Raw genomic sequence first — 2,643 nt, forward strand, 5'->3', positions numbered from 1 at the left:
AGAATGCCGATACCGGCGATGTTGGCCGAAGCGCCGATGGGCGTCAGGTTGCCGCCGAGCGTCGCGCCGACGACGAGCCCAAAGTACATGACAAAACGGATGCCCTCGGTGTCCTGGCCTGTCGGACTCATGGAATTGGCAAGCATGGTGACGACGGGCAGCATAGTCATAACATAGGGGATGTTGTCGATGACCGCGGAAAACGCGACCGAAATCCAGCAAAGAATGGTGAAAATAACAAACAGATTTCCGGCGCTGATATGCTGGATGATCATACTGATTTTATCGATAATGCCCGCTTCCTCAATGCCGCCGATGATAACGAACAGGGAGAACAGCAGCAGCAGCGTAAACCCGTCGACCTCTTTGAGCGTTTTGACGATATCTCTGCGTTTTGCGAGGTTCCTGACCAGGCCGATAAGGAAAAGGGTCATGCAGATAATGCCGTTGATGGGGATGGCATCCCTCAGTTTTTCCGGTATCGGAAGGAAAGAAGCGATAATCAGCAGCACGATGGTGCCCAGCAAAAGCACGGACGGCACATAGTCGGTGACCTGCGTTTTTTCTTCCATGTGAATAGGCTGTTTGTCTTTACGGAATAGGAAAAGAAGGATCAACGCGGAGGCAAGGGCGCCGGCCTGGCAAATCCAGAAGAGGCTCGGCCGCAAAGCGCTGCTTTCGTTGATGCGGAAAAAGAAAAAGTGCGCGAAATTCATCTTCGCCTCGGCGCCGAGGAGGATGGATGTTGTGTCGCCGACCAGTGTCGCGGCGCCCTGCAGGTTGGACGAAATCGCGATGGCGATGACCATATTGACCGGTGAAATTTTTAATTTTTTGGCGATGGTCACCGCCACGGGCGCCACCATGAGAACCGTGGCGACATTATCGACAAACGCCGAAATAAGGCCGGCGAAAAGAGAAAGCGCGAGTGTCGCCCATTTGACATTGGGCATTTTGTCAATAATCAGGTCGGCCAGGAGAGCCGGCATTTTCGATTCGATGAACAGCGATACGATGCCCATCGTCCCGGCAATCATCATCAGTACATTCCAGTTGGGTATCCAGTCGAGGGTCACGATATGGCCCGCCGTCATGACGCGAGCAGCCACAAAAACAACCGCCGTCGCGAGGGCGATATAAGCCCTGTACTTCGGCAGCAGAAGAAGCAGCACATAGGTCGCAAGGAACAGAACAAGCGCGAAAATCATCTTCACTTCATCGGTCAAAATACCACCCGCTTCGGTTGTTTTTCGGCACGCTTGCCGAGTATTATAACAGGTCAAAAAAGTGAATGCAATATATAATGTATATAAAGAGCCGTAAATTCACGGTTCGTCGATTGTAAATTCAACTGCACCGGTGAAGAAAACTGCTGGTGGAAGATATTGCTTTGGATTTCCGGAATGAAGCGAAGCGGAATGGAGGGAATCCAAAGCGCGGCGCGCTTGCCGTGGCGCTTATGCTGCAAGTATATGGCGAATGGCTTCGTTCCACAAGTCCAGAGGCGTTCTGTACCCTAACCGCTTTCTCGGCATCGTATTGATGTAATGACCGATCCGTTGCATATCCTCCTGTGTCAGATTGTCGAAACTTTTGCCTTTGGGGATAAACCGCCTGACGATGCCGTTCCAATTCTCGTTGATTGCGCGCTCATAACTGCTGTACGGGTGAGCATAGTAGACTTGCGTGTCCCTGCCGTTTTCCATCCCGTCGCTGTCGGAAAACTCAGGCCCGTTGTCGAAGGTAATGGTCTTAAAGATAGCGTTAAAACAACCCTTGTATTCTTGTTGAAGCATATCCAGCACCTCGACGATTTTATTGCTTTCTCTCGTGGCAACATTGAACAGGAACCCTGCGCCGGTCTTTCTTTCCACCAAACTGATGAGGTGTCCCCGCCTGCCTTTGCCTACCATCCCGTCGCCTTCCCAATGTCCGAAATCTTCCCGGGCATCAACGGACGAAGGCCTTTCCTCTATGCTTTTTCCCATAACCCGTTTTCGCTCCCGCCTTGGTTTCTTCGGCTTTCGGCGCACTTTTAAAAGCAGATCGATGTTCTTCACCCTCACAAGCCCGTCGTCTATCCAGTTGTAGAATGTTTTTGTGCTGAACTCTTGGCCCGGAAAGAGGCCGTTGGCTTTTGCAAAGCCGATTGCCGCGTCAGGCGACCATTTCTCCTTTCCTAAAATCTTCGCCTCCACATATTGTACCTGTTCGGCGCAAGCGATTACTTTGTTTTTTGCGCCGCATTTCTGCCGGTTTCGGAGATAGGCGGACTGCCCCACATCCCAAAAGTACACCATTTTTTCCAAATAATCCGGAACTTTCGGGTTGCGGCTGGCGTAAGGGTTCTCTTTCCGCTGTATGACGCTTCCGCGCTTGATCTCCCGTTTGATAGTGCTGATGTCCCTGTGCAGCAACCGCGCGATTCCCGCTTTGCCGGTGCCGTATCTCATTTCCCGCTCGATTATTTTCCGTTCTTCCTCGCTTAAATGTTTCCTTTTCATCCGTTCCATGCTATATTCTTCTTGGCTCATCGGGCTGCCTCCTTGTGCTTTGTTCGTGTCGTAACCAACAGTTTACAAGAAGTCGCTCCGTTGAGCTATTCTCTTTCTTCAACCGGGGCAGTTGATATTACAATCCGCG

Annotated in this window: 2 protein-coding genes; both read right to left on the minus strand. The window is 51.3% G+C overall.

The window, feature by feature from the left end:
* Nucleotides 1-1,226: SLC13 family permease (locus VIS94_14850; protein ID HEY9162353.1), on the minus strand; the 1,226-nt coding region annotated here is incomplete at its 3' end.
* 231 nt (nucleotides 1,227-1,457) lie between these two features.
* Nucleotides 1,458-2,534, minus strand: a complete 1,077-nt coding sequence (locus VIS94_14855) for an IS30 family transposase (GenBank protein ID HEY9162354.1) — start codon at nucleotides 2,532-2,534, stop codon at nucleotides 1,458-1,460.
* Nucleotides 2,535-2,643 lie beyond the last annotated feature (109 nt).

It is taken from the genome of Desulfomonilia bacterium (assembly GCA_036567785.1).
Classification (GTDB): Bacteria; Desulfobacterota; Desulfomonilia; order UBA1062; family UBA1062; genus DATCTV01.